Source organism: Micromonospora avicenniae (assembly GCF_900156065.1).
GTDB lineage: Bacteria > Actinomycetota > Actinomycetes > Mycobacteriales > Micromonosporaceae > Micromonospora > Micromonospora avicenniae.
In genome coordinates, this window is record NZ_FTNF01000039.1 from 1 (window position 1) to 22,429 (window position 22,429).

Below are 22,429 nucleotides of genomic sequence, written 5' to 3' on the forward strand. Positions count from 1 at the left end.
GTGGGCAGCCGAAAAGTGAGCGACAGCCCGGGCGCCTCGACCGAAGCCTGGCCGGGCCACGATCGCAGGTCAATGAAACAAGTAGCCGATGAGCGGATGTCTGGTGCAGAATCACTGGCCGTTGTGCGGCCGCCTACGGCTTGTTGGTCATCGTCACGCCGAAGTCATTCGGAGTGTCGCCAGCAAGGATGCGTTCTGCGGCGGCTTGGAACAGTTCGGCGACCGGGCGGCTCACCAGCGTCCATCGGTAAGGCGGTTCCTGGTCTGGACTGAACCCGTAGAGCGAGGATTTCCATGCTTCGAACGGGGGGACGAACTTGCGCACCATCCATGGACCGGGGAGAAAGAATCTTCGCGCTGCTGCGGTGCGGGTGTCTTCGATGAGCAGGCCGCTGCGTACGAGGGCAGAGCCGAGGTCGGCCAGTTCTGTGGTGTCCCAGTTGTTCCATCGGCGAAGGTTGGCGTCGGTCGGATCGGGCAGCGCCAGCATTTGTAGATACAGCGACGCCGCGGCGGCGTCGAGGCAGAACTTGTCGGCGACCTGCGTTACGAGGTGGGGAGCGGTGAGCACTGCGTTCTGGGCGTAGGTGCCGGCGGGGAGTCCGCTGGATTCCAGTGCGGTGATCATGCGGCCGAACGCGGGATCGAGCATGAGGCGGATCGAGATCGGGCTGTGGTCGGGGATCACGTCGAGAGCCGGATCGTGCGGATCGGTGATGTGGGCCGGGCGGAGGTGATAACAGGTTTGGCCAGTAGGAAGGCGTATCCCGGCAACCACGGCGGGCGAGTGGTGGGTAGGCGCCTCTTTCGGGTCGAGACGCACCGTGCCGATCAAGAGTTTGGGATTGCGCAGCCTGAGCCGGATGAGCTCGTACACGCGACCGAGATTGGCTCGGATGGGGTCTCCGGCAGGCAGGTGGTACGCCAGCCACGCGAGACCGGTAGCGGCGCTTGGCAGGTGACGGTCGCTGAAGGGTTCCCCGCCGGCCGGGGCGGTGGTGCTGATCAAGCCGGCTACGGTGCTGCATTCGCCGTCGGTGTGCAACCAGTCGCCGGGCGTAGGTTCGGCGAAGGTCCTGAGAATCCCAGTCGGGAAGCCCATGACTGTGGCGAGTTCAGCGAGCAGGTCTTCGCGCACCGGTACGCGCCGCCCTTGCGTCTCGATCCAACGGGCGGAGAGCTGAGGAACATCAGGCCCCTGGTCCCACAGCGTGGCTGGATCATCGGGCATGGCCGCATCGACCAACCGGATCCGGTCCGGGTACGCGAGGGTGAGCAGTTCCATCCGGCCGATCTTGGCCTCGTTTGCTGTGATGCGGAGGATCGCCATCTGCTCGTCGGACAGGAAGCTGTGCTCGTCCCAGTTCCGCACTGGCAGACCCGCCAACAGCAACGTGCTTTCCGCCCGGGTCAGCCCGGTTCGGGCGGCAAGCTCCGCGACGGCGCGCGAGCGCCACGGTGCCGGTCCTCGCTCAGTCATCAGCTCGACCAGTCGATACACGAGGCCGCGGTGCGCCGCGAGATACGTGTGGATGGGTTCGGGGTGCGTCTCCGCCGTCTTGATCGCGTGGACAAGCGACTGAATGAGGACTGATCTGTGTGCGTGCGGTGTTGCCGGCGACGCGATCAGCATGGCGACCGTACCGATCCCCGCCGGCGGCTCACTCGAATCCCCGAAGATCCAGCCGATCGACCCCCGGCCGGCCGTGTCCGGATCAAGGAACGCCTTGAGGGCATCTTCGAGTGCGTCCGTCTTCGGAGTCCCGGCAGGCTGATCCACTCTTTGATCATCCATGCGTACCCGGCCACCCTCAATGCTGGGAGCACCCGCTGGACGCTCCGCTCATGACGTCCTGGCGCTGTGCCGTCGGTTCGAGCTACCGGTACCCGATCAGTACCGCGACTGATCTCCCGAGTGCACCGCCGTTGATGTGGCGATCAAAACCGGTCGATGCCTTGACGGGGGAGGCGGGATGTGACGTAGTGGATCGATCAGCTTGCGTCGATGTCGCCGGGTCGTAGTGGGCCGCGACGTCTAGGAGGTTCATCCGTGTCCTTGTCTCGCCGCCAGTTCCTGTCCCGCTCAGCCGGAGCCGGTCTCGTCGTGGCCGTGGCCGGTTCGGTCGACGCCCTGTTCACCGCGGCACCCGCGCTGGGGGTGTCCGGCCCGGATGTCGGGTACGGTCCGCTCGTGCCTGACCCGGCCGGCATGCTCGACCTGCCGGTGGGCTTCCGCTACACGGTGCTGTCCCGCGAAGGCACCGTCCGGCCGGACGGTGGCATCGTGCCGAGCCGGTTCGACGGGATGGGTGCCTTCGCCGACAAGGCGCGCGGCACCCGTCTGGTCCGCAACCATGAGTGCTCCCCGACCGCGACGATCCGGGTCGTGGCTCCGCCGGAACGCACGTACGACCCGGCCGGTGGGGGAGGGACCAGCACCATCGTCGTCAAGGCATCAGGGCGCGCCGTCTCCGAGCATGTCAGCCTGGGCGGTACGGCCATCAACTGTTCCGGCGGCCCAACCCCGTGGCGCACCTGGCTGGCCTGTGAGGAGACCGAAGACAAGGCGGGTAAGAACGGGTACACGAAGGACCACGGGTTCATCTTCGAGGTCGACCCGTACGATGATGCGCGCAACACCGATCCGACACCGCTGACCGCGATGGGCCGGTTCCAGCACGAGGCAGTCGCGGTCGACCCGCACACGGGCATCGTCTACGAGACCGAGGACGCGTTCGTGGCGCCGCTGGGCAGCTTCTACCGCTTCCTGCCCAACCGGCCGTTGCGCGGTCACGGGAGCCTGCGGGCAGGCGGCGTGCTGCAGGCACTGCACGTCCCGGACCTGCCGGACCTGTCCGTGGTGACCGAGGCGGGCTCGTCCTTCTCCGGCATCGAGTGGCTCGACGTGCCGGACCCGCTGGCGACGACGGAGTCGGTCCGGGCGCAGGACTACGGCAAGCCGATCACCGGCGGGTACAAGATCGAGGGCGCCTGGTGGGGCGAAAAGGATGGCTGCGCCTACTTCGTCTCGTCGTTCGCCCGGCGCGAGCTGGGCTCGGTCCGCGACCACGACGGCCAGGTCTGGCGGTACGACCCCCGAGCCAAGACGTTGCGCCTGGAAACCATCTTCACCCGCCCGACCCCGGCGCCGGAGAACCCTGAGTTCGACGCCCCGGACAACATCTGCATGTCCCCGTACGGGGGGCTGATGATGTGCGAGGACGGAGTCGGGGACCAGCACATCCTCGGTACGACCGCCGGCGGCGAGGTGTTCGTCTTCGCCCGTAACCGGGTCAACGTCGGCACCGCCGAGGACCCGGAGTACGGCGAGCTGGCCGGCGCGACGTTCTCCGCCGACGGCCGGACCATGTTCTTCAACGTCTACAACCCGGGCATCACGTACGCCGTCACCGGTCCATGGAACCGTCGGCAGGGCTGACGTCGGCCACCGTGCGGGGCTTCCCGGTCCACATGTCGATCGGGAAGCCCGCGGGCGGGCGGGGCTGATGGGGCAGATACCAGGATGAAAATGGATGGCTCCGCCGGCACGGCCCGCCCTACCCTGGGAACTTAATCCTTTTCTCCGAACTACTCAGGAGAGGACCTCACCCCGCGTGACGCCGCCCGCTCTTTAGACCTGACACCTTCCCGTGCATCGGTCGCCGACGTTGCCGTCGGCTCCTTCTCCATGCCTTCCGTCAGTTCTTCAGAGGGATCATGTCTACGCGTCCTCATATCGTGCTGTCCCGGACCCTTCGGCACCCGGGTCTTCCCCTGGTCGATCTCCGCTGCGCCGGTTGCCTTTCCGGCCTCGCCGGCAGCGGCGACGGCAAGTTCCGCGTCCATGCCAAAGGGAAACTCCTCGACATCGGGCTCCTGGTCGCCGGCGTTTCCCGCGACCGCACCAGCAAGATCAACGTTCACTGTCTCGTCCCGGTCCGGTACCTGGATCCGACCCTGTCGGCGGGCTGCTCGGGCGAATCGTTCGCTCTGGTCGCCCGCGTTCTTCTGGACCCGCTGCTCGCCCAGCACAACCGGTGCGCCCTGGAGCGGGACTCATGCTGGGAACTGGTCGCCCCGTCCCCTTCCGAAAGCACTTGGCCGGCCCAAGCCCCGGTCATCTTCGACGAGTCCGTACCTCTTCGCCCCGCACGGCTCACCGCGCACGGGGCTGGGCATCAGCCCCGAGGAGGTCGATCATTGCGTCAAGATCGGCGTCCTGTTGAACCGCAGAACCCACGAGGGATTCCCGTTCGTCCGGCTACGAGCCTCCGCCGCGGGCCTCAGCCCGGGGGAGAGGCAAGGTGGCCTCGCCCCGGACTGCATCGCGCGGCGGTCCGGACGCGGATGCTCATGGCCGGGCGCAACCGAGGGTCAGGGTCGGTTCGGTACCGGCGACGAAGGTGAACGCCCAGGTGCCTACATCCGGACGTGCGGATGTGAGTTGCGAGTGAGTCATTGCCACAGGTCCACCGTGGCTCGGTCGCGGGTCCCGGAGGTCCTCAGGGGCTGAAGATCAAGTTGGCCCGGGCCGGACCACCGCTGCCGGCTGTCAGCCGGATGACCACGCTGGTCGGGCCTCAGTTCGTCGTGCGGCATACCGCCGGACGGCCTACGGTACGTCTGGCCCGACGGGGCGCGCCCGGGCGTACTTGGTTTACCGGAATGTACTGCTGGAGGGGCCATACGGCCGACGACGTATCCGTCCGCAGCTTGTTGGGAACGCTTTGCCAAACCCGTAATCTGGGTGACAGACCTGCCGGAAGACCAACCGGGGGAGCGTGGTCGATGCGGATCGAAAGGTCGGTTTGGCAACAGCTTACGGTCAATGGCGGTATATTAACCGTTGAGGGGCAAATTCCGAGTCATCGGCGTCATCAAGTGTTGCTGGTGGTTCATTCCCCGGGAGGCGAGGATCGGCTACTCGCTCGGTGTCTAGCGTCGTCCGACGAGCACGACATAGGCTGGGCGCAGGTCGCCGCTGCCAGCGTCCATCACGAGCTGAACGCGCTCAAGACGGTGAACAGTCAGGAACTGCCTCGGGTCTACGAGCACTGGAGCGGCGCTGGTCGGCTATCCAATGCCGAGCGGGTCGTAGAAGTGTTGGCGGTGACGCGGGACTACGTCGAAGGGATGCCCGTTGACCGTCGTCTCAAGGATCTCGACGGTCCGAACCTCGATCCGGTCCGGTTGATCATTTCATGGCTTGAAGGGGTGCTGCGAGCACTGATCGCGCTTCACGCGAACAATGTGGGGCATTTCGATCTGCGGGCCGCCAATGTCATTCACCCCGACGAGCAGCGTAAGCCGGTTGTTGTCATCGACCTGAACTCCAGTCAGGTGTTGCAGGTCAACGAAGCTGCCCGGCACACCATTCTTCAGCTCGACGAGCGACTGGCGCCGGAAGCCTGGTACCGGAGCCGAGCCGATCGGGCGGGCCGGATCGACCTCGCTAAACTGCGGTCCGAGTTTCCGCTGGAGTGGTTGGACTGGTACCAGTTCGGGTTGCTGGTCCGGGAGTTGGCAGCCGCGGCAAGGAATCTTGATGCCGCGAATCGCGGCTACCTCGACGAGGTGGCCGACTATCTCACCAACTACCCGTCGTGCACGAACGTCACCGCCCCGGAGGTCCACCGCCTGCTCGAACGGGCGAAACCGGAGTTTCTCCACCCGTACGGAGTTCCGGAGCTGGTGCGGAACGCGCGCAACGTCGACGTGGAGACCTTCCCCGACGGGCAAGTGTTCACCAAGGTCGGGGTGCTGGATGACGTCGTCCGACACCCGGCCTTTACCAGGCTGTTTGAAGTCAAGCAGCTCACGCTTCTGCGCTATGTCTTCGTCGGCGCGGAGCACACCCGGGCCATGCACATGATGCATTGCGCCAGCATCACCGCCGACCTGCTCAAGCACATGTTCTCCGAGCCGCGATTCCGGCGGACGTTTGACAGCAGGGACATCAGGTTCGCGATCGTGGCGGCCTTGTTGCATGACATCAACCACTTTCCCTTCCTGCACACCTTCCAGGAATCCGCTAGTTCGATCTTCACCAACCGGGCTCTGTTCGACGAGGTGATGGGGTCGGACTTCAGCCACTTCACCGGCCAGCCGCACACGCCCCTCGGGCAATTGCTCGCCGATGCCGCGATCGATCCCGAAGCCTTGTGGAGAGTGATCTTCGGGGAGCGGTTCCAACTCCGGTCGAGCGGGCCGGTCGAACAGTTCGTCAACTCGATGATCGATTCGGGGGTCGACGTCGACAAACTGTCGTATCTGTCTCTCGATGCGTTGTGCACCGGAGTGCCCGCCGGGCAGGGTATCGATCACTCCCGGCTCATGAGGTCAGCGATCATGGTGCCCGACAGGCTGAAGATGGAGTCGTTGGCGTTCGACATGCGGGCCCTGCCTGCTGTCGAATCCGTTTTCCACTCTCGCCTGGCGAATTTCCGCGCCATCTACTGGCATCAACGGAACCGGGCGCTGATGGCGATGTTCCTCCACGTCGCCGACAACATCGACTACAGCAAGCTCGACGAGGCGATGCTGCGGCGGGAATTCCTCGTATCCTCCGAGGCGGACGTCGTCCGCAGGATGAACAACCTGTACATGGAACACACCGGACGGCGGTCGCCCATGGCCATGTTCGTTCCGCTACGCGGCGCCGGCCTGTTCGAGGAACTGTACAAGGTTCCCGTCGCGGACGACCGCGAGGAAGGCTTCGTCTTCCATCGCCTGACTGCCCTGTCCCGCGCTCGCGGGGGTGGCCGCCGAGGTGAGGTTCGACTGCGGAAGGCGCTGGCAGAGGAAATCGGATCGCGCTTCCCGGCACTCGGCGAGGTCGACGACGCCGAGATCCTCATCGACATCCCCGCCCGCCCCATCGACGGTCAACCCGCAGCCTTCCTGCGCGAGGACCGGGGAGAGCCGGAACAGATCGACAAGATCTCGAGCACGGCCGAGGCGGCGGTCACCGACTTCCAGAAACTGGCGAAGAGTATCCGGGTGTTCGTGTCTCCGAGAGTCGCCGCCACGATCGGCCTCCGAGACGACCCCGACACCCGCTGGATGGGGAGCTTGCTGTACGAAATTCTCTCCGACCTGCCACCTGACTCGGCCGGCAGGTTGTCGTAGCAACCCTGCATCGAGGATGGGATGCGCGATGCTGATACCGAGCGGAGCGGACTTGGTGTTGTGGGCGGTGCTCGGCGCGCTTCCGGCCGGGCGCACGTCCTGGTCAGTCGTGGACAGCCACATGCCGAAGTGGCTCGACACCTCCTTTCTCGCTGCGGTCGCCGCCGGCCTGCTGACCCAACTGGCCTTCTCCCTGGTGGCGTCGAGCGAGAGCCGGCGATTGAACGCCAAGACGGCCGCCAGGTTGGCGGAAATCAAGGGAAACCTCATCGAGATGGCTACCACGCAACTCACGGTGCGGCAGGCATTGACGGAACTGACGGCTCGAGTTCTCAGCGACTCGTCCCCCGGCGCCGGGTCGGAGTCGCCGAGACCGGCCTCGCCCGCCGGTTCCAGACCTGTCCCGGACAGCGAGCGCCCCGAGCACGAGTTCGGTGGCGACCTCCGCCAGGTGCTCGACAAGCTGGTCGATGAGGCGGGGGGAGCGCTGGTGCTGCGGGTGGCATACGAACGCCTGGGTGCAGCAGTGTCGTTGCAGAACTTGCTCTACGCCGTCTACTGGCTACGTGACGTCGGCCGGATCACATGGGAAGACCCGGTGATCGGATGGGAGACCGAGCTGCGTCGAGCGGCGTCTGATCCGTCCGCGGGTTCGCCGCCGCGGCAACGTCACAGCGCCGAAAACGGGCCAGCGCCGATCGCAGCCGGCTCGGGACATCGGAGCGAGCGTTAGAGAGGCGGCAGCCTTCCCAGGACTGAATTCACGAGGACGGCGTTTCATCTACGCCGATAGGTGACGGCGATTGCCGGCCGAGCGCAGCCAACCATGGGCAAGGGCGATCACTGGACAGAGACGCCAACGGCAAGATCCCCACCGACGTTTCCGCTGGTGGGGATCTCTGCAACCTGGCGAAAAGCTATCCGGCCAAGGGCGGAGCCGAACCGCTGACCTTCCGATTCTCGAGTCAGACGATCGACGCCCTTACCTGCCGGGAACGAGTTGCCGGATGGCGGCGCGACCAAGGAGGTTAGACAAGCGGTCGGGCGCGGGTGGCGGTGACCGTCGCGACGCTGTCGGTGGACAGCCCGGAGGTCAGGTACGCCCGGTAGGTGCCGTCGGTGAAGACCGCCCACAGGTCGGGGGTGCCGTCGGTGTTGATGTCGGCGGCCTCCAGGGTGCCGATGGTGACGCCGGTGTTCCAGTTCGCCGCCACCTGGTACTGGGTGTGGGCAAGAGTGCCGGTGCCGTCCCCGATGTCGAGCATGGTGATCCCGGTCCACAGGTACAGGTCACCGGTGCCGGCGTTACGCAGGAACAGCGCGACGCCGTTGGCGGTCTCGGTGCTGGCGAGGCTCCAGTTCTGCCAGTCGGTACCGCCGGTCGGCGTGGGATTGGTCAACGTGGTGACGCCGAAGTAGAGGGCCGGTGCTCCAACGTTGGGGTGGTAGCCGAGCCGGTATCCGTTGGCGGCGTCGCCGGAGACGCCGAACAGGTCGGGGATGCCGGCGCCGGAGATGTCGACGCCGTCGGCCTCGAACGCGCTCGCCAGCTGAAGAGGGACGTTGCCGTTGGTGTCGACCAGGTAGTCATACCCGATCGGGCTCGTGTTCGCGTCGCGCCACGCGTCGAGCATCGTGCCGTCCCCTGCCCCGCGCACGATGCCGCTGTCGCCAACGGTCGGCACGTACCAGAGGAGGTCCTGACGGTCGGTGCCGTAGAAGCGGCCGGTCACGACCTGGGTGCCATCGAAGGCCGTCGCGTCGTCCCTAAGGGCGCTGGAGCCGCGCAGGCCGACGTTGGTGGCCGGGGTCTGCACCTGGCCGGTACCGACGCCGGTCTTGTGGGACTTGACACCGAGTGCGGACCAGACGCCGGAGTCGAGGCCGGTGCCCGGACCGCCGACAGCGACCAGGTCGGGGACACCGTCACCGTTGAGGTCCTTGTCGACCGGGCCAGTGGTGACGGTGGGCGTGGACGTCGGCTTCGCTGCGGCCTGGGCCGGCAGGGCCGGGGCGATCGCTGTCACCGCGAGCGCCATGGGCGCGGTCCAGGCGAGCAGGCGACGAGAACGGAACGAATTCATCAAGGCTTCCCCCATGCTGAGAGCAGTTGCCGCTCGGACGCTACTGGATCATGGCAACTGCCAACGCCCCCGCTCGGCCAGGCCTCAGATATCCACTACGGACTGCTCCACTGCAGTCCGTGCCGGGCGATCGTTTTTCACGCAAGCAGGCTCCCGCCGTGGAACTTTGTACAGGCTGGCGGAGGTAGGTACGAGAGGGGACCAGAGCAGAGGAGAACGGCATCTGATCGAGCTGCGAGAGCCGCCAGGCCGCGGCCATGGCCGTCCAACGCCGGCGAGGACCGCAGGGACCGCTTCGCCCCGGAGCTCTGGATCAGAAGGCCATCCCGACGAGGCTCTACCGCGCAATCAGCGGGATGGTCCGGATGAGCCAGGTAGTTTCGCTGCGAGATCGCCGACGCCGACAGGAGCAGCGAGATGACCGATGTGACCATCAACAACCGGCGGACCGACAGCTCGGCCAACGAGGACCTGACCAAGCTCGCCCGCCACGGCGCCGACACCTTCGGCTACAAGGCCCAGCTGCGTGTCGATCGCCAGCTTGCCCAACTGCTGCGTTTGCGGGTGTCTCAGATCAACAACTGCACGTACTGCCTCAACCTCCACTACGAGGCAGCTCGCGACGCGGGCATCCCGCGACCGGTGATCGACACTCTGACGGCCTGGTGGGAGACCGACTTCCACGACGACGCGACCCGCGCTGCCCTCGCCTACACCGAGGCGCTCACTCGCGTCGCGGATGCGACAGTCGCCGCCGATTTCGGTGCCCGGCACGACGCGCTCGCGGAGCACTTCTCCCAAGAGGAGATCCTCGAAATCATCGGGATCGTCATCAACATGAACGTCTGGACCCGACTCAAGATGGCCGAGGGCGCCGTCCCCGGTTTCGCCGAGCAAGCGAGGTCGTGAACCGGCTCACCTGTCAGGCCGGGTGCACCTAATGACCAGCTCGCCAGGCCGCCAGGTGCTCTGCCCAGAGAGGCTGAGGTGCGGCTGGCGGGTGGGCCGCCGAGCGCAATGTGATTGCGGTGATTGTTGTAGTGGTGTAGCCATGCGGGCAAGGCAGCCCGTCGGGCTGAGAGCGGCCTGAAGAGGCGGTGTCAGGGGTCAGACTCCGCGGGCGCTTCGGCCGTCCACGCCCGAGCGCCACTTCTTCGGCACCGAGCTGCGTCGGCTGCTGGAGCGTGCCGACCTCTCGCAGGCGCGGCTGGGCACCACGACTTGTTTCGGTGCCGACCCGGTGCATCGCGTCGAGATAGCGGACCGGTTCCCTCAAGGGAGTTCGCTGAGGCATCCGACAAGACGTTGGCGGCGCCGACGCCGAGGGGTTTCCCGTTTGTGGATTTTGTTTGACGGCAACGTCGAGGCCGTGCGAGTGCTTGCTGTCCGACGGTTCGGGCCCGCCAGGCCACTGCGATGGGTGCGGTGGCGCCGGTAGACCGTCACCTGTCAATGCCACATTCACTGGCCAGGTGGGCGGTGGCGCGGGCGCCGAGCTGGCCCACTTCTTGCTGTTTCTCGGGTACCGATCCGGATCGGCAGGAGGATCAGCCATGACGGCATCACCCGTGGCGGTGCTCGACCACCGTCAGCCCGGCCGCCAGCGCGGCATCGGGGCGGGGCGCATCGCGCCCGGGCAACTCGTGGTCGACCACCTCCCGCAACTCGCCGCCCACGTGGGCTCGCCACCTGACCTGGTGCTGCGCTGGGGCGCGATGCCCGCCCGGTCCGCCGTGCACGTCGTCGTACACCTGCACGGCTTCTCCGCCCGGGGCCGCGCGATGAACCTGGTCCGCGACATGGTCCCTATCAGCGGCTTGGATCTGGCCGATCCCGCGCATCCCGCGACGGCCGGCCAGCGGACGCCGACCCTGCTTGTACTACCGCGTGGGCACTTCTTCGGCGGGAAGACCGGCCGCGGCTACAGCTTCCCCGCACTGCGTCGCCGGGGTGCGATGAACGCCCTGGTCGACGACGCGCTGCGCCGCTTCAACGCGGCCACCGGCGCCCGGGCGACCCTCGGCAGGCTGATCCTCACCGCCCATTCCGGCGGCGGCGCAGCGCTGATGCGGATCCTGAAGACGCTCGACCCCGACGAGGTGCACGTGTTCGACGCCCTGTACTCCGACCCCGGGCCGCTCATCGAATGGGCGCGGCGGCGGATCGCGACGGGCTCCGGAGCGATGCGAGTGCTGTTCCGGGGCAACGAAGGCACGGCCACCCACAGCCTCCGAGTGGCCAGGGCCATCTCCCACTCACCACGGTTCCGCGTGCAACAGACGACGGTTGCCCACGGAGCGATTCCTCGCGCATACGGGTGGCGGTTGCTGGCGGATCCAGGCGCCGACGTGCCGGACGTGGTGCCGCCGCGGCGTGCCGAGGACCACGAACTTCCGACGCCGCCGTCGACGCTGTGCCACGCAATCGCCGCGGTCGCGCGGGCACAGTTCCGCCGCTGGCGTCCTGGTGGGGGACCGCCGCTCACCGAGACAGCGGCCGCGGCGAGCCCGATCCTGCGCGAGTATTACCGCATCGGCGTTTGCGCCACCGCCACCGACGCGCAGATGAGGAGCGCCACGTATCAGGCGGGCCATCCGTGGAGCGCGGTGTTCATCTCGTACGTGATGCGCATCGCGGGCGCCGGACCCGCCTTCAAATACTCGCGGGCCCACCAGACCTACATCCGGGCAGCGCGGCGGAACCGGCTCGGCGGCGTCACCAGCAATCCGTTCTGGGCGTACCGCGCGGACGAGATCGTGCCGCGGGTCGGCGACCTGGTGTGCGCGTCGCGGTCCGGCAGCGGCGCGACGTACGACAACATCGGCGACGGGCGATACCGGCCGACGCACTGCGATGTGGTCAGCGAGATCGGTTCCGGCGGGATCTGGGTGATCGGCGGCAACGTCGATCAGACGGTCGGCCGGAAGTGGTTGACCACTCTGCCGGACGGGCGGCTGAGCTTGGCCGGCAAGCAGAGCCGGTTCTTCGCTGTGATCAGTTGCGGCGGCCGGCGACCAGTGCTCACGCCGACCCGTGGTGCGCCGTCTCCTCCACCCGCCGCACCGGCTCCCAACGGGCTCGAGGGCCGCGCGGTGAGGGTCATGGAGCTGCTCGTCCGTCGGTACGGCTATCCGGTGAACGGCGCGGCGGGCCTGGTCGGCAACCTCATCGCAGAGTCGGGCGTGATTCCAGAGCGGATCGAGGGCAGTGCCGAGGGAACACCGATGCGTGCGGCCGACTTCAGCGGACGGGTGCGGACCTTCACGCCCGACGAGGTCCGCGACCGGGACTACACCCGGCGGCTGGGACCGAAGCTGCCCGGCGTCGGGATCGCCCAGTGGACCAGCCGCAACCGGCGGGCCGGTCTGTTCAACCACAGCTTCCAGGGCCGGCGACCGGGCTCGGCGATCCTGTCCGACCTCGACGCCCAGGTCGACTACCTGGTCACCGAACTGCGCCGCGATTACGGCCAGGTGGACGCCACGCTGCGGTCGCCCGGGATCACCGTGGACCGAGCCTCGGACGTGGTCCTGCTGCGGTTCGAGAGGCCGGCGGTCGTGGTCAACGGACAGCCGAGCGATCCGGCGGTGCAGCAGGCGTTGGCTCGCCGCCGGACACACGGCGCACGCGCACTGGCCGCCTATCGCCGCGCGCATCCGTAGTCGGTGGTTCGCCGCGGCCGGGCAGAACGCAGCTCGCGGCCCGTGTCGAATCGGATTACCGACGCATGGGATTCGCACCGCCTCACCTGCTCTTATGATGTATCCGGATTCGACGGAGGGTCCCGCCGTGAACAGCTATTTCTTCGAAATCATCGAACGCGCTTCCGATCGCTACTCCTGGATCTTGGTGCTGCACCGCGAAGGTCGACGGCAGGTCATCGCGCGGGCTTACCGCGACTACCGTTCGCCCCGGAAGGCGGCAAGGGCCGCCGAGGCGCTGCAGAAGGCCGTCGGCGGCGCGGAGATCGTTTACGCCTACCCGCCGACGCCCGATTACAGCTTCCAGATCCTTCGGGACGTGCTTCCGCTGCCGGTCGGCTCCGCCAAGTCCGCCGAGGGCCACCTTTCGCAGTCGCCACAGAGCTCAATCACTCAGAGCCCAGCCATATCGCAGCGCTCGGCCACCTCGCGCGCCGCCCGGATGGACGACGGTGCGCCCACACGCTTCGGCGTGGGCGAAGGTAAGCATGCCCCCGCCCCAGCTGGTGCGCCGGCACGCCCTGAAGCGGGCGAGCGTGAGGCCGCCGCCTCCGTCGGTGCGCCCGCACGCCCTGAAGCAGGCGAGGGTGAGACTGCCCCCACTCGCATCGACGACGCCGCTCCCGCGGCGGGAGCCGTGCTCGCCAAGGAGCCGGCGAAGGACAAGGCGGCGCGTCCCCGCAAGCAGCAGACATCGCCCGCCCCGCGCGGCCGGGGCGCCGCCAGGGCCACCACGCAGAGTTGAGCCTCGGGCATGGCCCCGGAGACGTCCCGCTCGCGGCCGGCCGCGCCCGTCGAGGCACGGCTGGACGCCGCGAGTCTGCCAGCAGCCCGGACCGCTGCGCTGCAGGAGGCCCTCGCTGCGGCTGGCGTCCGGCTGCGCCCGCACGCCCGCAACGGCATTGTGGTCCTGGACCCGCGCCGTCCCGATGCAGCGGACCGGGTCAGGGCCCTCGCCGGTCCCGGCCGGCTGCTCGTCCTGTCCCCGACGGAAGCGCCTGTCGGTGACGCCGGTTGGGCACTCCTGCGGGCCGGTGCCTCCGATGTGCTCGCCTGGACCGGCGACGAGGTGGCCCCCGCGGTGGCGGGGCGACTGCGCCGTTGGCAGGTCGTCGACGAGCTGCTGGACTGCCCGTACGTGCGGGAGTTCCTGGTCGGCGACAGTGCGGTATGGCGCTCCGTGCTCCGCGAAGCCGTCGAGGCCGCGCGGTTCACCACGGCGCCCGTGCTCATCACCGGCGAAAGTGGCACCGGCAAGGAACGCATGGCTCAGCTGATTCACGACCTCGATCCCCGTGCCGTTAAGAAGAAGCTGGTCATCCTCGACTGCAGCACGGTCGTGCCGTCGCTGTCCGGGAGCGAGTTCTTCGGGCACGACAAGGGCGCGTTCACCGGCGCCTCCGTGGCCCGGGCCGGCGCCTTCGAGTTGGCCGACGGAGGCACCCTGTTCCTCGACGAGGTCGGCGAGCTGCCGGCCACCCTGCAGGCGGAGTTGCTGCGGGTCATCCAAGAGGGCACGTACAAGCGGGTGGGCAGCAACATCTGGCGCAAGAGCGCGTTCCGGTTGATCTGCGCCACCAACCGTGACCTGACCGTCGGGCAGGCGACCGGCGCCTTCCGCGGCGACTTCTTCCACCGCATCTCCGGCTACACGCTGCACCTGCCCGCCCTGCGTGAACGCGTCGGCGACATCATCCCGTTGGTGGAGCACTTCTTCCGGCAGGCCATGCCCGGTCACGAACCGCCCCCGCTCTCCGGCGCGGTGCGGGAGCTCCTCGTCCGCCGATCGTACCCGGGCAACGTCCGGGACCTTCGCGGCCTGGCCCTGCGGATCATTCACCGACACCTCGGCGACGGTGAGATCAGCATCGGCGATGTCCCGGACCGGGAGCGCCCGCAGGCCGGCCCCGCCGCCACCACCGACTGGGAACTCGAAGAATGGGTCCGGGGCCGTCTCGCGCGGGGTGACACCCCCGAGGAGATCACCGCCGGCGTCCAGGAGAAGGTGGTGCGGCTGGCCATGCTCAACCAGGGTGGGAACCTGCGGCTAGCGGCTCGCTCGCTGGGTGTGCCCGGCTCGACCCCGTTGCCGGCCGGCGAAACCGCAGGCGCGCCGCCCGGGTGAGCCGAAGGAAGTTGCCGCCGAGGACCAGCGCCTCGGCGGCCGGCGGCAGGCCCAGCAGGCGTACCTTCGCCAGCTCGGCGCCCGGGTGCAGCCAGGGACCATCCGAGCCGAACAGCACCTTGTGCGGCCCGGCGACACGCACCGCGCGCAGCAGCAGGTCGAATCGGCGCACGCCGGACGTGTCGGTGTAGACGTTGGGACGTTCGGCGAGCACGGTGCAGAACGCGGCTTGCGCGCCCCAGTCGTCGGCGAAGCTGCCCAGGTGCGGGATGACGAAGTCGACGTCCGGGTACGCGGCGGCGAACAATGCGACCTGGGTGGTCTCGCCGGCCACGTCGTACAGGACGGGCAGCCGCAGTCGGCGCGCCGCCTCACAGATCTCGCGGCTGAGCCGCGCGTCGTGCCGATGCACCTTGACGCCGCAGAAGCCGAGCCCGTCCACCGCCCGCCGGACCAGCGGCAGCACCCGACCGCGGTCCCGCTCGGCGTGGACGAACGCGAAGCCGGTGAAGCGGTCGGGCCGGGCGGCGACGATGCGGCCCACCTCCTCATTCGCGAGGGCGTAGTCGGTGTGGAAGGCGGCGAACAGGTTCGACCGCCCGATGCCGGCCTCGTCGCAGCGCCTCAGGTACCTACCCAAGGGGGCGTCGGTGTCCCAGGGCCCGGTGAACCCGTCACCGGGCCCCGCATGGCAGTGTGCGTCGATGATCGGCGGGGGGCGCATCGGTCAGCCGCGGTACGTGCGGTACGGCCGCCGCGGGGCATACCCGTTCGACGACGTCTCCGGACGCCTGTTCATGCCGCGACCGGTTACGGCGCGGTACGCGTGGCAGTACTGCTGAACCTCGCGCCGGAAGTACCGTGCCCAGTTCGCTGCCTGATCGGGGTCGCTGACCGAGGTCCACGCGCCGAACCGGATGCTCAGCAGCAGCTGCTCGCCGTACGCCGCGAGGTCCCGGAAGTGCAGCACGGAGATGTCCGACCAGCCCTGTAGCCGGTTCATTCCCTCCACCGTATCGATCCAGGCCTCTGGGGAGTCGACCATGACCCGCGACGGCAGGAAGTCGCGCATCTCGGGCCGGCTCAGGATCCACTGGCTCATCAGCATCTCGTGCCGGGCTGTCCAGGGCAGGTCGCCGTACTGGTTGTGGGCGCCCTGGGTGAGCAGGAGATGGGTCTCCTTCAGCCCGTTCAGCACGTCGAAGCCGTTGGCGATGACCACCGTGTTGTCGTCCCGGTCGTAGAACTCCATGCACTCGGCCAGCAGGCTGTGGAATGCCCCCATGAAACGCGCCCGGGCGTCCGCCACCCGCCGGCCTGGGCCGTCGAGCGACAGGCCGTAGAGGTGCTGGTACTCGTTGTCGCGACGGACTTCGGTCAGCCGGTGCTGTTCGTCCTGCGCCCAGCCCCAGAGGATGTTGTTCAGCGGACGCAGCGGGTCGACGTCCAATCCGGCCAGCGGATCCCGTCCCGGATAAACGGGCGCCCGGTTCTGGAACCGCCAGTTGATCGCGTTGATGGTCTGCACCAGGCCGCTGCGCTCCAGCCAGTACGAGTGGATCAGCTCCAGGAAGCAGGGGTTGGTGAGCTTCTCGGCCAGGATCCCGTAACAGACCGCGGCGTCGTCGTCGTCCGTGCCGCGGCCGACCACCGGGATGTCACCGAGCTTGCGGCGGACCAGCCCGAGGTATGGCAGCACGTCCAACTCCCCGCCGCGCCCGTCCGGGGTCTCCACCAGGTACCGCCGATACTGCGCCTCTAGGTCGCCCCGGCGTACGTCCCGGTGCAGCCGGGCGCTCTCCTCGTCGAGGTCGACACGGCGGAAGTCGCCGTGATCGGTCCGGCAGTTGATCATGAGGAAGACCTCGGTCGCGGCCTTCAGCAGCCGGTACCGGTCGACGTTCGGGAACGGCAACGCGGTGCGGCGGTCGGTCCGGCGCAGCTCCTCGCGGGTGTCCCGGGAGCCCTTCCGCCCGCGTCCGAGCCCGTTCCGGCCGTCGCACCAAACCCGGTCCATGAACCGGATGTAGTTGTCGAAGCCCAGCGCGTTGGTGCTGGTGCGGATCGCCACCCAGAGCGCCTGGTCCGCGGTCGGGGCGACGGCGGCACGCCGCAGGCTGACCGACACGTCGTCGCCGGACGCGAAGGGCGCCTGCACGACCCGGACCGGATCCGCCGTATCGGTGTAGGTGGTCGTTCGCTCGGAGGCCCCGACCCGGGTCAGCGTGACGGACACCGTCCAGGAGCCGACGGCGAGCTGACTGGTGTCGAGGGTCGCTCGGATCTGGAAGTCGGCGACGTCCGGATCGTCCGTCTCGAAGGTCACCCGGTTGCCGGTCACCGTCGTCGCGCCGAGCAGCGCGATCGCGGTCTCCCCTGGGGACAGGACCACGGGTCCCTCGATCCTCCACGTGACGTCGAAGGTGCCCCGGAGGGTTGTGGTGGCGACGAGCAGCACGATGCCACCAGTCGTGATCTGTGTCGGCTGCGCGGTGAGCTCGAGCTCCCTGGTTTCGGCCTCTCGGCTGCCCATTCGGACCACTTCAGTCATGGTGTTTCCTCCGATCAATGGCAAGGGACAGGTGGTCGGTGACGGGCGGCGGATCCGCCCAGATGGCGGGCTGCCCGACGACCATCGGGACATCGGCGCGGCGGGCAGCGTTTCGGGCGGTGGCGAGTGTGCTGGTGACCGCCCACCCCGTGATCAGCCGGCGCAGGATCCACGCCTCGCGTTCCGGGGTGAGCAGCCCGTTGGCGCGGGCCTGGCCGATCACCGCGAACGCAAGCGTGGGCGGGGCGCTGGCCATCCGGCCCGGGTCGGACTGCCAGGCCCGGAAATGCCGCAGCAGGGCGTCCGGGCGCACCTCCGGGTTGCGCAGCACCGCACCCAGCTGGCGGCCGTCCAGCGTCGGTGGCTGGTGGCTCACCAGCATCGTGACCAGCGCGGGCATGGTGGCCTCCAGATCGGCGATCGCCGCCGTCAGCGGCAGCGGGACGCCCTCGATCGGGTACATCGCCCGCCAGACCGCGGCCAGCCGGCGCCATTGCGGGTCCGGATAGAGCCGATCGCCGATCGCGCAGCTGAGCAGGACACGGACCCAGGGAGTGGGGTGCGGGTCGTCGTCGGACGGGCGGAACACGAAGGGCGGCGGCAGGCTCACGAGGGCGATCAGCCCGAGCGTGGAACCGATTCCGATCCGTCCGATGGACCAGTAGTCCGCCACGATCTCGGAGATCCAACGGTCCCACCGGTCCCACGCGGCCGGTCGGCCGCGGCCCCGCCGGGTCCGGCGCAGGTCCGCCCGCAACGAGCCGACCAGCCCGAGCAGTGCCGCACCCTGGTGGCCGACCTCGTGCACCAGCGACGACGCGATGCCGTACCCGACGATTCGCTCCCGCGGAATCCGGATGATGGCGACCGGGTTCTCGCCGCCACCGGGCATCCGGGTCCGGACCCGGCGGATCGCCCCACCGAGACCGCGATGCAGAGCACAGACCACCGGCGGCCCGTCAACCAGCCCCCCGGGCACGCGCAGGGCCTCGGCGGCCGCCACATCCAGACCGGACAGCAGAACCCCGTTGTCGCTCTCGCTGCGCTGGGTGATCACTTCGGAAAAAAGGTCGAACTGCGACAGCGAGTTCTGAAAGGCGATCCGCAGAGTCCAGAACCTGCGCTGCTGCTCGGCGGCCGGTGCGTTCGCCCCTGGGCCGTGCAGCCATCGGAGGTACGCCCAGGCACGCAGCCCGACCTCGCGGCGTCCGGCCAGCAGGTACTCCTCGATGCCGGACAGCGCCGCCGGGGACAGCGTTGCCGCCGCGACGGCGGTTTCCTGGAGCACGAACGGCTTGACCAAGGCGAGCCGGGCCAGCAGCGCGCGCGTCTCCTGCTCCAGGAGACTGGTCGCGGACGGATGCGCGGTCATCGCTCAGGCGCCCAGTACGACGATCTTGCCGCGACGGCGTACCCAGCGGCCGGTCTGGCGGTCGCCGTCGGATCCGTTCATGCCGGGCGCATCCTCAGCCTCCTGGGCGTAGACGCCGGGCAGGTACTCGCCTTGGTTCCATTCGCCCTGGCCCCACTCGCCGTGGCCCCACTCGCCCTGCGCCCACTCGCCTGGGCCCCATTCGCCCTGGCCCCATTCGCCCTGGCCGGGTTGGCCGGGCGGCGGACCGTCCGGCGGCGCGGCCGGGCCCGGCGGCGGCTCGGACGGGACCACCGGGGGCGCCGGCGCGCCGATCGGCACCGCGACCCATCGGTATCCGGGCTGCGGCGGGCCGGGTGGCTCCGGCGACGGTCCGGGGAAGGCGGCCGGCGGCGGCCCCATCGGCTCCAGCGGACCCTCGACATATCCGGAGGGTGGCGGGTAGCCGTACGGGTACCGGTAACCCCCGTAGCGCGGACCGCGGTAGCCGCCCCAGTGGCGCGGGCTGCGGTATCCGCCGTATGACCGGCGGTACGGCCGGCCGTACCGAAAACCGCCGCGCGCTACGCCGTAGCGTCGAACCCCAAGCGCCCTCCGCACCAGCGGCGAGACCGCCCGCAACGCGCGGCCGAACAACGGCCGGGCCAGCCGGCTCGCGGCCCGGATGATGCCCAGCTCGCCGACCACCTCCGGAGGGGCCCCCGGCGGAGCCGAGGCCACGTTCTGGGCAGCGGCCGCGGTCAGCCGTACGGCCTGCCGGGCCGCCTCGAACACCTCCTGCTCCTGGCTCAGCCCCGAAACCTCCGTCTCGAAGACCTCGCCCGGCGACAGGCCCGTGCCGGGCACGACGGTCCGTGCGACCGGCGTCATGGCCTCGACCAGGGCGCGGCCCTGCGGCGAGCTCGCCGCGTTCCCCACGCCCTGCAGCGCCGAGCCGACCACGTTGACGATCTTGCCGAGCACCCGCTTGAGCTCGTCCTCATCGGACACCTCGAGCAGCCGGCCGGCCAGTTCGGCCTCCTGGGCCGGGCTCAGCGGCACCTCTTCCTCGTACTCCGACTCGCCGAGGAACCGCGTCAGGAGGTTGCCGATGAACCGTTCCTCGTCCTCGCCCTCCTCGCCCTCCTCGTACTCGGCCTCCTTGCCGCCGCCCAGGCTGCCGAGAATCGCGGGCAGCAGCTTGAGGCCGGCCGCGACGATCGGCAGGAACTGCTCCTCGCCGGCGTCCTCGTCCTCGTCCTCGAACTCGGCGCCGCCCTGGGCGAACTCGTCGTCGGGGGCCCAGCGCCGACGGCGGTGCCACCGACGGCGGCCCATCTCGTCCTCGCCCTGGTTCCACTCGCCCTGGCCGGTCTGGCCGACCACCGTGGTGTCGAACATGGGTGTCTCCCGTCGCCAAAGATGCGGGGTCGCTACGCCCCCGGATGACTGCAAGAAAGGGGCCAGGCCCCGGAAATCAGCGCAGTGCGGCCGACGTGAAGCCGAGCCGGGCACGATGCTTGGCCACGGTGCGCCGGGCCATCGGGTAGCCCGCTTCGCGCAGCAGATCGGCCAGTTGTTGATCGGACAGCCGGCCGCGATCGGACACCAGCAGCCGGCGCAGCGCCTCGTCGGCGCCGCCACTCGCCCCGAAGAACGTCGCCAGGGAGGTGATCGTGCGGTCAGGCAGCAGCACGTACTTCTCCGCAACCGCACGGCTCACCGTGGACTCGTGCAGGTCGAGCGCCGCGGCGACCTCCGCCCGGGTAAGCGGTCGCAGCCGCGCCGGACCGCCGGTGAGGAAGGCACGCTGGTGCCCGGCCACGTACTCGGTGACCCGGCGCAGCGTCTCCCAGCGGTCACGCAGTTGGGCGACGAACATCCGGGCCGCGCCGACGCCGGGCCCACCGGGTCGTACACGCAACCGGATGGTCGCCGCCTCCACCAGCTCCACCCGGAACCCGGCCGAGGCCGCGGGGTCCGCTCCGATCACCGCGTCGGGCACGACGTACGCCGGTGCTGTGGTGCCCCTGCCGTCGAAGGCGGGATACGGCCGTAGCCGCCGCCGAATCACGTCCAGCGCCCGTTGCACCTCGTCGCGGGTGGTGCCGAGACCGTCGGCGATCGCGGCGAAGTGCCCGCGGGCCAGCGCCGGCAGGTGCCCGGCGATGACCGCTTGGACCAGCCGGTCGTCCGGCAGGCCGAGAGCGTCGAGTTGCAGCAGCAGGCATTCCGCGATGCTCGTGGCCCCGACGCCCGGCGGTCCGCAACGGCGGATCACCCCGACCAGCGCGGCCACGTGCTGTTCGGTCGTGCCCAGCTCGGCGGCGAGTTCGGCGCATGTGCGGTCGAACAGACCGTGTTGGTCGAGGCTGTCGATCAGGTAGTCGACCGCGGCGGCGTCAGCCGTGCGCGTCTCGGCGTGCACCGCCTTCCGCAACGCCTGACAGTCCGACTCGGAGTCTGGCGCCTCGACCGCGGGCAGGTGCTGGCCCGGGCCGGCGCCGCGGGACGGCACCGCACACACCGGGCAACGCGTCCGCAACGAACCCCGGCAGACCGGGCACTCCGCCGGCTCCAGGCGTTCCAGGGCACTGTTGGCGTTGAGTTCGTCGTCGACCAGGCTCTGCAGCGCGGCGTACGGCAACATGAGCATCTCGCCGAAGGCGATCAGCGCCGGTGACACCTCGAGACCGAGCCGGGGTGCCATGGTGAACTCGAACGTGGGGGACAACCTGGACCTCCCCGGGCAGAACCGCGACGCCGTGCGACGTACCTCGCGATCTGTCTCTTCAGCAGGATCCGGGCCAGGTCGTCCAGGCAGAGGGCTCGAGTCCGTGATCCGACAGCGCACAAAGCGTCGCGGCCGTGACCAGGCTCGACACCGGCCCGCCAGCGTGGGCCGTGGTGGTGCCTACCCTGGCACTAACGGTCGTCCGGCGGGTCCTCGCCGTCTTGGCCTTCGCCTACGCGATCAGGTGGTCGCGCCGGAAACGAGCGGCGGCGTAGGTGTACCAGTCATTCCAGTCCCTGGAGCGCCACTGCGAGGCCGGGCCGCGATGGGACTGGTCTCCCATTCGGCTACCGAGGTCGCGCCAGAAGATCGCGCGCTGGTTCTTGGTCAATACGCGGCCGTGCAGGTAGCCGGCGACCAAGCCGGCGTGGTGATTGGCCTTCGCGACTTTGGCTCCGGCCGGGAAGAAGCTGTTCCGGAAGACCGGACTGCCGTAGTACTCCCGAACCAGGCGCGCCGACCGACCGTCCGCGCCCATCACGGCGCCTCGGGAGTATCCCGATGCCGACGACTCTTTCGCGATCTTCTCGGCCGCCGCCTGGTAGGGCGCGCCGAGCGCGAGGAAGTTGTTGACCAGGGCGAGGGCCGGGCCGGCAATGGCTAGGTGTGCTGTCCAGGGAGGTTGGTCGAGGTTGTGTGACGACCTGATTTAGATCCTGGACTGGTGAAGGCCTCCGGTTGTGGAGTGGAGCTGT

At 68.9% G+C, this 22,429-nt stretch carries 16 protein-coding genes and 1 pseudogene; 9 read left to right on the forward strand and 8 right to left on the reverse strand.

The features are described from left to right. Window positions 1-133 precede the first annotated feature (133 nt). The gene (locus BXA10_RS29280) at window positions 134-1,780 is read right to left on the reverse strand and encodes a hypothetical protein (protein WP_076474080.1); all 1,647 of its coding nucleotides are present in this window, start codon (window positions 1,778-1,780) and stop codon (window positions 134-136) included. A gap of 270 nt (window positions 1,781-2,050) precedes the next feature. On the opposite strand from BXA10_RS29280, the gene BXA10_RS29285 reads away from it, so the two are divergent. The 4 genes from BXA10_RS29285 to BXA10_RS29295 all read left to right on the forward strand — a co-directional run bounded on the left by BXA10_RS29285 (window position 2,051) and on the right by BXA10_RS29295 (window position 7,861). Next, window positions 2,051-3,439: an alkaline phosphatase PhoX gene (locus BXA10_RS29285; protein WP_245828633.1), complete on the forward strand. Its 1,389-nt coding sequence runs from the start codon at window positions 2,051-2,053 to the stop codon at window positions 3,437-3,439. A gap of 278 nt (window positions 3,440-3,717) precedes the next feature. Continuing rightward, window positions 3,718-4,407, forward strand: a complete 690-nt coding sequence (locus tag BXA10_RS32815) for a DUF1062 domain-containing protein (RefSeq protein ID WP_483869398.1) — start codon at window positions 3,718-3,720, stop codon at window positions 4,405-4,407. A 381-nt stretch (window positions 4,408-4,788) separates the two neighbouring features. Then, complete coding sequence (locus BXA10_RS29290) at window positions 4,789-7,128, forward strand: hypothetical protein (RefSeq protein WP_139338225.1); 2,340 nt, start codon at window positions 4,789-4,791, stop codon at window positions 7,126-7,128. A gap of 28 nt (window positions 7,129-7,156) precedes the next feature. Further along, window positions 7,157-7,861 carry a hypothetical protein gene (locus BXA10_RS29295; RefSeq protein ID WP_076474082.1) on the forward strand — a complete coding sequence of 235 codons (705 nt, stop codon included), beginning with the start codon at window positions 7,157-7,159 and terminating at the stop codon, window positions 7,859-7,861. 295 nt (window positions 7,862-8,156) lie between these two features. On the opposite strand, the gene BXA10_RS29300 is transcribed toward BXA10_RS29295, so the two are convergent. Continuing rightward, window positions 8,157-9,212, reverse strand: a complete 1,056-nt coding sequence (locus BXA10_RS29300) for a hypothetical protein (protein ID WP_139338226.1) — start codon at window positions 9,210-9,212, stop codon at window positions 8,157-8,159. A gap of 417 nt (window positions 9,213-9,629) precedes the next feature. On the opposite strand from BXA10_RS29300, the gene BXA10_RS29305 reads away from it, so the two are divergent. The 5 genes and pseudogenes from BXA10_RS29305 to BXA10_RS29325 all read left to right on the forward strand — a co-directional run bounded on the left by BXA10_RS29305 (window position 9,630) and on the right by BXA10_RS29325 (window position 15,038). Further along, complete coding sequence (locus BXA10_RS29305; protein ID WP_084753510.1) at window positions 9,630-10,121, forward strand: carboxymuconolactone decarboxylase family protein; 492 nt, start codon at window positions 9,630-9,632, stop codon at window positions 10,119-10,121. A 196-nt stretch (window positions 10,122-10,317) separates the two neighbouring features. After that, window positions 10,318-10,523, forward strand: a pseudogene (locus tag BXA10_RS32345) (helix-turn-helix domain-containing protein); the annotation flags it as partial. 242 nt (window positions 10,524-10,765) lie between these two features. Further along, window positions 10,766-12,874 (forward strand): phage tail tip lysozyme, encoded by a 2,109-nt coding sequence (locus BXA10_RS31755; RefSeq protein ID WP_084753512.1) that lies wholly within the window; start codon window positions 10,766-10,768, stop codon window positions 12,872-12,874. Between the two features lie 127 nt (window positions 12,875-13,001). Further along, on the forward strand, window positions 13,002-13,658 hold the full coding sequence (locus BXA10_RS29320) for a hypothetical protein (RefSeq protein WP_139338227.1): 657 nt from the start codon (window positions 13,002-13,004) through the stop codon (window positions 13,656-13,658). A 9-nt stretch (window positions 13,659-13,667) separates the two neighbouring features. Next, entirely contained in the window at window positions 13,668-15,038 is a 1,371-nt protein-coding gene (locus tag BXA10_RS29325) for a sigma 54-interacting transcriptional regulator (RefSeq protein ID WP_076474086.1), read from the forward strand. On the opposite strand, the gene BXA10_RS29330 is transcribed toward BXA10_RS29325, so the two are convergent. From BXA10_RS29330 to BXA10_RS29355, 6 genes are all read right to left on the reverse strand, one after another. Next, window positions 14,938-15,762 carry an amidohydrolase family protein gene (locus tag BXA10_RS29330; protein WP_076474087.1) on the reverse strand — a complete coding sequence of 275 codons (825 nt, stop codon included), beginning with the start codon at window positions 15,760-15,762 and terminating at the stop codon, window positions 14,938-14,940. The two genes, BXA10_RS29325 and BXA10_RS29330, sit on opposite strands and share 101 nt — an antisense overlap. A 3-nt stretch (window positions 15,763-15,765) precedes the next feature. After that, a complete protein-coding gene (locus BXA10_RS29335) occupies window positions 15,766-17,589 on the reverse strand; it encodes a DUF4402 domain-containing protein (protein WP_139338228.1) in 1,824 nt (607 codons plus the stop codon). Continuing rightward, entirely contained in the window at window positions 17,582-18,961 is a 1,380-nt protein-coding gene (locus BXA10_RS29340; RefSeq protein WP_076474089.1) for a hypothetical protein, read from the reverse strand. The genes BXA10_RS29335 and BXA10_RS29340 overlap by 8 nt, the downstream gene beginning before the upstream one ends. Before the next feature lie 3 nt (window positions 18,962-18,964). Further along, on the reverse strand, window positions 18,965-20,341 hold the full coding sequence (locus tag BXA10_RS31760) for a hypothetical protein (protein ID WP_076474090.1): 1,377 nt from the start codon (window positions 20,339-20,341) through the stop codon (window positions 18,965-18,967). Window positions 20,342-20,417: 76 nt separating this feature from the next. After that, on the reverse strand, window positions 20,418-21,674 hold the full coding sequence (locus BXA10_RS29350) for an RNA polymerase factor sigma-54 (RefSeq protein WP_076474091.1): 1,257 nt from the start codon (window positions 21,672-21,674) through the stop codon (window positions 20,418-20,420). Between the two features lie 232 nt (window positions 21,675-21,906). Beyond that, window positions 21,907-22,212 (reverse strand): hypothetical protein, encoded by a 306-nt coding sequence (locus BXA10_RS29355; protein WP_076474092.1) that lies wholly within the window; start codon window positions 22,210-22,212, stop codon window positions 21,907-21,909. Window positions 22,213-22,429: the final 217 nt, after the last annotated feature.

Excerpts from the sequence above, each read along its gene's own strand:
- BXA10_RS32815 (WP_483869398.1), top strand. The coding sequence starts at position 3,718 with ATGTCTACGCGTCCTCATATCGTGCTGTCCCGGACCCTTCGGCACCCG.
- BXA10_RS29290 (WP_139338225.1), top strand. The coding sequence starts at position 4,789 with ATGCGGATCGAAAGGTCGGTTTGGCAACAGCTTACGGTCAATGGCGGT.
- BXA10_RS29295 (WP_076474082.1), top strand. The coding sequence starts at position 7,157 with ATGCTGATACCGAGCGGAGCGGACTTGGTGTTGTGGGCGGTGCTCGGC.
- BXA10_RS29300 (WP_139338226.1), bottom strand. The coding sequence starts at position 9,212 with ATGAATTCGTTCCGTTCTCGTCGCCTGCTCGCCTGGACCGCGCCCATG.
- BXA10_RS29305 (WP_084753510.1), top strand. The coding sequence starts at position 9,630 with ATGACCGATGTGACCATCAACAACCGGCGGACCGACAGCTCGGCCAAC.
- BXA10_RS31755 (WP_084753512.1), top strand. The coding sequence starts at position 10,766 with ATGACGGCATCACCCGTGGCGGTGCTCGACCACCGTCAGCCCGGCCGC.
- BXA10_RS29325 (WP_076474086.1), top strand. The coding sequence starts at position 13,668 with ATGGCCCCGGAGACGTCCCGCTCGCGGCCGGCCGCGCCCGTCGAGGCA.
- BXA10_RS29330 (WP_076474087.1), bottom strand. The coding sequence starts at position 15,762 with ATGCGCCCCCCGCCGATCATCGACGCACACTGCCATGCGGGGCCCGGT.
- BXA10_RS29335 (WP_139338228.1), bottom strand. The coding sequence starts at position 17,589 with ATGACTGAAGTGGTCCGAATGGGCAGCCGAGAGGCCGAAACCAGGGAG.
- BXA10_RS29340 (WP_076474089.1), bottom strand. The coding sequence starts at position 18,961 with ATGACCGCGCATCCGTCCGCGACCAGTCTCCTGGAGCAGGAGACGCGC.
- BXA10_RS31760 (WP_076474090.1), bottom strand. The coding sequence starts at position 20,341 with ATGTTCGACACCACGGTGGTCGGCCAGACCGGCCAGGGCGAGTGGAAC.
- BXA10_RS29355 (WP_076474092.1), bottom strand. The coding sequence starts at position 22,212 with ATGGGCGCGGACGGTCGGTCGGCGCGCCTGGTTCGGGAGTACTACGGC.